The sequence below is a fragment of the Noviherbaspirillum sp. genome, assembly GCF_036846085.1.
GTDB lineage: Bacteria > Pseudomonadota > Gammaproteobacteria > Burkholderiales > Burkholderiaceae_D > Noviherbaspirillum.
In genome coordinates, this window is the sequence record NZ_DAIUCO010000240.1 from 1 (window position 1) to 8,322 (window position 8,322).

At 48.2% G+C, this 8,322-nt stretch carries 8 protein-coding genes; all 8 read left to right on the forward strand.

The features are described from left to right. Position 1: 1 nt before the first annotated feature. The 8 genes from V7080_RS21000 to V7080_RS21035 all read left to right on the forward strand — a co-directional run bounded on the left by V7080_RS21000 (position 2) and on the right by V7080_RS21035 (position 8,202). Complete coding sequence (locus V7080_RS21000; protein WP_334190339.1) at positions 2-298, forward strand: DUF3579 domain-containing protein; 297 nt, start codon at positions 2-4, stop codon at positions 296-298. A gap of 304 nt (positions 299-602) precedes the next feature. After that, positions 603-1,037 carry a type IV pilin protein gene (locus V7080_RS21005; RefSeq protein WP_334190340.1) on the forward strand — a complete coding sequence of 145 codons (435 nt, stop codon included), beginning with the start codon at positions 603-605 and terminating at the stop codon, positions 1,035-1,037. Then, positions 1,031-1,636, forward strand: coding sequence for a GspH/FimT family pseudopilin (locus V7080_RS21010; protein WP_334190341.1), 606 nt, complete (start codon positions 1,031-1,033; stop codon positions 1,634-1,636). The genes V7080_RS21005 and V7080_RS21010 overlap by 7 nt, the downstream gene beginning before the upstream one ends. An 18-nt stretch (positions 1,637-1,654) precedes the next feature. After that, on the forward strand, positions 1,655-2,080 hold the full coding sequence (locus V7080_RS21015) for a type IV pilus modification PilV family protein (RefSeq protein WP_334190342.1): 426 nt from the start codon (positions 1,655-1,657) through the stop codon (positions 2,078-2,080). A gap of 19 nt (positions 2,081-2,099) precedes the next feature. Then, a complete protein-coding gene (locus V7080_RS21020; RefSeq protein WP_334190343.1) occupies positions 2,100-3,176 on the forward strand; it encodes a PilW family protein in 1,077 nt (358 codons plus the stop codon). Then, on the forward strand, positions 3,173-3,910 hold the full coding sequence (locus V7080_RS21025) for a pilus assembly PilX family protein (protein WP_334190344.1): 738 nt from the start codon (positions 3,173-3,175) through the stop codon (positions 3,908-3,910). The genes V7080_RS21020 and V7080_RS21025 overlap by 4 nt, the downstream gene beginning before the upstream one ends. A gap of 111 nt (positions 3,911-4,021) precedes the next feature. Further along, positions 4,022-7,492 carry a pilus assembly protein gene (locus tag V7080_RS21030; RefSeq protein WP_334190345.1) on the forward strand — a complete coding sequence of 1,157 codons (3,471 nt, stop codon included), beginning with the start codon at positions 4,022-4,024 and terminating at the stop codon, positions 7,490-7,492. A gap of 26 nt (positions 7,493-7,518) precedes the next feature. After that, positions 7,519-8,202: an energy transducer TonB gene (locus tag V7080_RS21035; RefSeq protein WP_334190346.1), complete on the forward strand. Its 684-nt coding sequence runs from the start codon at positions 7,519-7,521 to the stop codon at positions 8,200-8,202. Positions 8,203-8,322 lie beyond the last annotated feature (120 nt).

Genomic DNA, 8,322 nt, shown 5'->3' on the forward strand with positions numbered 1-8,322 from the left:
CATCCAGGGCATCACCAGCGACGGCAAACAATTTCGTCCCAGCGACTGGGCGGAAAGGCTATGCGGCGTCATGTCCTGCTTTCGCCCTGAAGGCTCGGGTGGCCCGAATGCCCATCTCCAGTATTCGCCCTATGTGCGGCCGACAATGCTCAATGGCGTGCGATCCGTCGTGGTGAATGCGGCGCTGCGGGAGATCGAGCCCTTGGCTTATCACTTCGTAGTGAATTTTGCGAAGGATAATGATTTGCAGGTGGTGGAGGCTTGCTTGTTGCCGGAAGCGGATAAGAAGTCAAATTAATGGTTTGTTCGCCAAATCTGTTCAAACTTGTCAGCATGCCATTTCCAACGCTTTAGGTTTCAACCTCCTCTGCCGAAAAGAGCATGGAGAGCATGCAATATTGGTATCCCGTCTTTAGCGTTCTCGACCTTCGATCTTCAATCCTGGATAGGGGCGGTAGACAAAACATGGCTTGCTAATGCTGATATCACTTTGGCAAACTCTGGACCGTTCATCTTTTTAAAAACACCATTTGTCTTTCCGTAGGTACATTTTTTCGAATCTCTCCTAAGATTCGAAGTGCCAGCTTTTGCGGAGAAATAAAATGCATCATAGTAAAAATGGATTTACGCTAATCGAAATGATGATTACCGTAGCCGCCATAGCAATACTTGCAAGTATTGCTATTCCGGCTTATCGGGACTACATAACAAGGGGCAGAATTCCCACAGCCCATACAAATTTAGCGGCGCTTCGCGCAAATCTAGAACAGTACTTCACGGACAATCGCACCTATGTTGGTGCGTGTGCTCCCAATACTGTTGCGCCACTACCAAATCCCAACAACTTTACGTTTAGTTGCCCAACATTGACGGCAACGACCTTCGAAGCCCGCGCGACCGGCATTGCTGGCGGCCCAATGGACGGCTTTGTCTATTCCATAAATCAAGATAACGAAATGCGAACCACATCCGTTCCCGCGGGTTGGGGAAATCCTCCGTTCGCGTGTTGGGTAACAAAGAAGGGCCAGACATGCTAACCGCGAAACAGCTCAAGGGTTTTGGTTTGCTTGAGCTGATGATTGCAATAGCAATCGTTTCTTTAGCGTTTGTATGGGGCTTGCCGTCTTTTACGCAATGGATTCAAGGTATGGAAAATCGTACAGCAGCCGAGTCGATTCAAAACGGCTTGCAACTCGCCCGGACCGAATCAGTAAGACGAAATGCGATTGTGCGGTTTCAATTGACTGGCCCTGTAGGTCGAGTGGCTTGGACCGTAGGCTGCGTCACTGTACAAGATGATTGTCCAGCTGTTATTCAAAGCCGAAGCGCAGGCGACGGCAGTTCGAATGCAAGAGTCGGAGTAAGTGCTGTGGCAATCCCAAATCCGCCACCTGTAAACCAATTTGCTGCCGTGCTGGCTGGAGGTGCAGGATTTACCGCAGACACCGGAGTCAGCTTCAACGGCATGGGACGTGTTCCAACGGCGAACGTCGGAACCGACATCACGCGCTTTGATATAACGAATGATCTGTCCTCAAAAGCGCGTCGATTGATTGTAGTGGTGGGAATCGGTGGTCAAATCAGAATGTGCGATCCAGCCTTGGTATTCGCAGTTAATCCGCAAGGCTGTGCTTGATCGCGAGTAGGGGGCAAAGTGAACATCACGACTAAAAATCAGCGCGGTATCGTCATTATTGAAAATCTTATTGCGCTATTAATTTTTTCTCTTGGAATTCTGGGACTTGTTGGCATGATGGCGGTGTCAACCAAAGACTCGGCCACGGCAAAATATCGGAGTGAAGCAAGCCTGTTTGCTGGTCAGATAATTGGCCAGATGTGGGCGGCGGATAAGAACAACGCGATATTAAAAGCCAATTTCGAAAGTCCAAGTGGAGTGGCGTACGCACCGTGGCAGGCAAGTGTAGTCAATTCGCTTCCTGGAGCGGCTGCAAATCCACCTGAAATAGTTATCGATGCAAACAACGTGGTGCGCGTTACTGTTTCCTGGCAGGGGCCTGGAGAACATAGTCCGCATAATTTCGTTGCGGTGGCACGTGTCATCGCAACGAATCATAACTAAGGCAAACAGAGAGCGTGCCATGAGTTTTTCACACCTTCGGCGACACATCGGATTCACATTGATTGAAGTTATGGTCGGTCTGGCAATCGGCATGATCGCAGCCTTGGTGATGACCCAAGTGTTTGCGATTTCCGAGTCGCAGAAACGCACTACTACGACCGGATCTGATGCTCAAACCAATGGAAGTATTGGAATTTACACCATAGAACGCGATGTCCGGATCGCCGGTTATGGATTCAATGCTGTGGGTGCCTTGGGATGTACGATAAATGCTAACTACGACGGAGACGACACGACGTTTCAGCTGACGCCAATTACTATCACTCAAGGAGTAGGCGGGCTGCCGGATTCAATAACAGTGATGTACAGCTCAAAATCTACTTTTTCTGCGCCTGCCCGAATTATTACTAATCATCCGCCGCAAGCGACTAACATGTTTTTGAACACGACGCTCGGCATGGAGGAGAATGACCTCGTTGTTGCATTTGAAACCGGCAAAGACTGCACACTTCTCCAAATAACCGGCATACCGAACGGGAATGTCCAAATCCACCATCAAAATACGAGTCCATGGAATCCGCCCGGCGGACAAAACATTTTCCCCAAACCGGATGGTTATAGAGCTGGCGCATCGCTGTTCAATCTAGGTGGGCTAGTTCGGAAAACGTACTCGATTGATGCTAACAGCAACTTGGTTCTTGGCGATTTCAGATCAGCTACAAATACTGTTGACGTACAAGTTCTTGCGCCGAGCATCGTAAATCTTCAGGCGCAATATGGAATCGACATGAATGGGGTCGATGACGGGATCGTTGATACCTGGAGCGATGTAATACCGCCAGGCGCCGCCTTGAATCGCGTGTACGCCATACGTCTTGCGTTGGTTGCACGCAGCGGTCTGGTGGAGAAAGCTACTGGTGGCAGCTGTGATATCACGACTGCAAATTCCAATAACCGCCCAATGTGGTTAAACAATGTCGATATTGACGTGAGCCGGCATCCCAATGGAGCCGCGTACCCACTGTGGCAATGTCATCGATACAAAGTGTTTGAAGCAATTATGCCTCTCCGTAATCAGATATGGAGAGTGTCATGAACAAGTCTTCATCGCATGCATTGGTTGGGCATAAAGCTACGCCGGCAACCAGTATATGTCTACCAAGGCGGTATTCGATTAGACAAGATGGTGTCGTTCTTCTGTTTGCTTTGATCATATTAGTGGCGATGACCATGGCCGGTGTGGCGATGATAAGGTCCGTCGATACAGGCAATGTAGTCATTGCAAACTTGGGATTCAAGCAAGGCACTACGTGGGCCGCCGATACAGGTACCGAAACGGCCATCGACTGGTTGCGGACTGTTGGAGCAGGGACAAACACTGATCAAGCTTCACAAGGTTATTACGCTACGAGCCAAGATGCGCTAGACCTAACCGGGACCAGCAAAGATCCAAACAAAGCATTGGTTGACTGGGATTTGAACGGATGCAACGGCGCAAATGCATCCGCCTGCGTTACGCCTTCCGCTCCAATGGACGCAGGGTTTGGGAACTCCGTGAATTACATTATTCATCGTCTTTGCAAAACCGGTGGAGGAGTAAATGATCCGGGTAACAGTTGCGCCACGAACTTGCCGGCGGCGGAAACCAGTCCCAATAAAGACGAAATCAGTCCTGGTACTCCACGCGCGCAAGGAGCGCCATCTGTTTACTACCGAATTACGTCTAGGGCAAAGGGACCGAAAAATTCGGTAACTTTTGTGGAGACCGTAATGCATTTTCCGATTGAGAAGATACCCGGTGGGAGCAGCCACGCCCCGGCCGGCAAATAGTCTGCGTTTGGCAATATCGATTTGCCATTCCCGAAAAACTGTTAGATGTGTTTTCCTAGACTGCTTAGGTCTTCACTGTTTATGTAATGCCAAAGCTAATTTGAGGTTGATATGAATTCATTCTTGTTACGCGCATTGCAAGCACCGCTGTTGTCATTACTTTTGCTTTTGCCAAGCGCCTTTTTGAATGCCGCTACAACTGATATTGCTAACTCGCCGATGGCAAACTCTTCATCAGCAGTAGTGAAACCGAATGTAATGTTTATTCTCGATGATTCAGGGAGTATGACCTGGAGCTATCTTGGTGACAGTGTCTATGCCAATGGATATCAGAACAAGATTGGATACCGATCTCACCTTTGTAATAAGGCTTATTACAATCCGAACGTCACATACGCATTACCTGTGAATGCGGACGGTACGAATTTTACTGCCCCCTCATTTAACGCAGCGTATTTCGATGGCTTCAAAGCTGGTTCCGTGACAGTAAACTTGAGTACAAACTTCATGGCATGGCGTTCAAATAACAGCGATCCGAAAACGCCCGCCGGATACTCGGAAGACTGCTGGAAAGATAGCAACTCTTGTACTCCAGGCGGATCCAATACTTTACCAAACTCCGGCGAACCGGCTTACTACTTTGTTTATAAAGGCAACAAACAGGCAAACCTTGGGGATAATTCGAACAATGATCATTGTAAGGATCATTTATTCGATACGTCTACATCAGGGAACAAGAACTGGTACAAGGTTGTTGTTGGCTCGAGCTCTGGACCTAATGCCTCGGACGAAAGGCAGAATTTTGCAAATTGGTACAGCTTCTATCGAACCCGTATCATGGCAATGAAGAGTGCCGCAGGTCTGGCATTCAAAAGTATTGATAACAATTATCGCATCGGGCTGAATACCATCAATTACACCGGAACCAATAATTCAGATAGCCGTTTCCTTAGCATTAATGATTTCAACGATACTCATAGAGCTACATGGTATTCAAAGCTGTATGGTACTAGTCCTAGCGGAGGTACGCCGCTTCGCGATGCTCTTTCGAAGGCTGGACGGATGTATGCCGGTCAATTTTCGACCATAGATCCAGTTCAATACTCCTGCCAGCAAAACTTCGCGATTCTTTCTACCGACGGATATTGGAACGGTGGAGACGGCTATCAAATCAATGGAAGCACTAATGTGGGCAACCAAGATGGCGGCACTACCTTGCGTCCATTATTTGATAGCGCAAATGTCGCCAATACACTTGCTGACGTGGCGATGTATTACTACAAGACTGATCTGCGTACCGACGCATTAAGCAACTGCACTGGAGTACTTGGAAATGATGTTTGTGAAAACAATGTTCCTGGAAGTGGCGATGACGTGAATAGTCAGCAGCATATGACGACATTCACACTCGGCCTTGGTGTGAACGGAACATTGACATATTCGGACAATTATCAGCAGGGTGGATCCAGTGACTTTAACCAGATAATTCAAGGCACCAAAAATTGGCCTGCTCCGCAGGCAGATAAACCCACTGCCATTGACGATTTGTGGCATGCCGCAGTAAATGGACGCGGCACATATTTTAGCGCACAGAATCCTGATTCATTGGTGAGCGGAATTACGAAAGCGCTAGCTGGTGTCACAGCTCGAAAGGGAGCTGCATCGGCGGCTGCAACCAGTAACCTTCAACCAGTTGCAGGAGATAATTTTGCTTACGTGGCGCTTTATCGTACTGTGAAATGGGATGGGGATCTTGAGGCCAGGCCTATCGATCCTGGAACTGGCGAAGTATCTGCGACTAAATTATGGGCAGCCCAACCTCTGCTCGACTCAAAAGTCTCGGCTTTGAGTGATACCCGTACCATTTACACCCAGAATGGCTCGACGGGCAGTATGAAGCTCTTTACTTGGGCTAACCTTACGTCTGCGGAGCAGGCTCATTTCAACAATATTTGCGGAGCTACACCGAAGCTGTCTCAGTGCTCCGTATTAGATGCAAGCCAAAAGTCATTGGTTTCCGGTCTTAACTTGGTCAACTTTATTCGCGGCCAATCCGGATTTGAAGATGAGTCGAGCAACCCGGCGACGAACCGTATTTTCCGTGATCGTGAGCATGTTCTTGGCGACATGGTGGGTTCTCAGCCTGTGTACCTGAAGAAGCCACCGTTCCAATATGTTGACGATAATTTCAGCGCGTTTAAAAGCGACAACGAGAATCGACAAGCGATGGTCTACGTTGGTGCCAATGACGGTATGCTGCATGCGTTTAATGCCGTAACAGGTGTTGAAGAATGGGCCTACATTCCACCGATGGTGATGCCGAATTTGTATAAGCTTGCTGAAAAAAATTACGGAACCAACCATCAATACTTTACAGATGGCTCACCGAATATTGGGGATATTTGTCCAAATGCGCCAAGTAGCAGCTGCAGTAAGAGTCAGTGGAAGTCAATTCTTGTCGCAGGTATGAATGCGGGGGGGCGAGGTTACTATGCACTGGATATTACGAATCCCGCTACACCAAAACCGCTATGGAATTTTACAGTTGCAACGGATAGTGATCTTGGTTACACGTTCGGAAATCCGGTCATCACAAAACGCAAGGATGGTACTTGGGTTGTTGCATTCACTTCGGGATATAACAATGTTTCGCCTGGAAATGGTATAGGCTATCTTTATATATTGAATGCGAATACTGGCGCATTGTTGGAGAAAATCAGTACCAACACAGGCAGTACTGGAACGCCGAGCGGTCTTGGAAAGTTGAACGCTTGGGTCGACAGTATTTTCGATAACACTGCCGAGCGCTTCTATGCTGGAGACTTGCTGGGCAACGTTTGGCGCTTTGATATCGATAATGTCGTTCCACCTACAGGCAAAGAAGCTACTCTCATTGCCGAGTTGGGCCAAGTAGCCGGCGCCGGTGTGCAATCTATTACGACTAAGCCGTTGTTGGCAGAGATCTATCAGAATGGAGTGCGATACCCGATTGTGCAGGTTGCAACTGGGAAGTACCTCGGGCTAACAGATCTTGTCGATACGAGTCAGCAATCGGTGTACGCTTTCAAGGATAAGCTTACGGAAACAGGACTTGGGAAAGTTCGCACAGGAGGCACCTTGGTGAAGCAAACGCTTTCATCTTTTTCCAGCAATGGTCAAGCTCAACGTACAACATCAACTGTGAATGTGGCATGGGCCAACGACAACGGATGGTATGTTGATTTGAACCCGAATAATGAATCACCCGGCGAACGGGTAAATGTAGATATGCAGCAGCAATTGGGTATGTTGATCGTGGCAGCCAATGTGCCGAATACCAATGCCTGCAATATCGGGGGGGAATCTTGGATCTATTACTTCGATTATGAAACTGGGCAGTTTTTGAAGTCGTCCGCTGGCAATATGGTCGGGCAGAAGTTGAAAACAAACGCTATGGTGGCTGGTATTACAGTTGTTCAAAACGGTGGCGGTGGCCTCGGCGTGATCATCACTGATACTGGCGGCAATATCGTAAGTGGTGCGACGCCTCCAGGTACGAGTGTCAATGCAAAACGCGTTTCATGGCGTGAGTTGATTGATTAATTTAGCGGGTCTTTCAGAAGCGGATTTTGATCCGCTTCTCTTTTCTGGAGCTACCTGTTTTTGATTCGGCGCAGCGTCATAATTGGTCAAAGATTGTGGTTCTAAATTTTTTCGTTAAACGACAAGCCGGGTTGCTGGCTCTGGCGAGTTCGTTATCCTTTCATGCGTTGTTCGTAGGGGGCATTTTTTCTCTCCTTGGCAATCGAGTTGAAGTTGGTAGTGAGAGAGTAATGAATGTGTCTCTTCTCAAAAGCGAGGCAGAGGGCAATCGACCCGATTCTTCGGTGAACGCAGCGCCGCAAACTGAAGTGCGACATGACGGTCGTGCTTTTCCGAAAAACCAAGCGACCACACGGATCTTTTCGGAGCCGACTTCCGTACAAAGCATTCCACAAGTCGCAGAGCCTGAACATCCACACTACTTTTCATCAAAGGAATTGACGCAAAAGCCTCGGATAGTCCAAGAGGATCCAGCGACAAAGCGCTTTCAGATTCATGGAGTGCCATCACAAACCGCCGTGGTTCGATTATTTATCGACGAAGTAGGACAGGTAGTCCGAGCGCAAGTCGAAGAATCGTTGTTGCCTGCAGATGTTGAAGAGTTGATTGTAAATGCATTTCTCAGTGCGAAATTTCTCCCAGGTGAGCTGCAGGGACGTTCCGTGAAAAGCCAAATCAGGATTGCGGTAGATATTGAGCCAAACTTTTGATGCTTGGTCAGAACCGATTAAGCATATCCAACGAGGTTGGTTCAACTTTTTCAATCTCATTGTTTCAGAGATGGCCCCGTTTGATTGGACAGAAAATCGTTGCCGTTAGGTGGGGCTTTG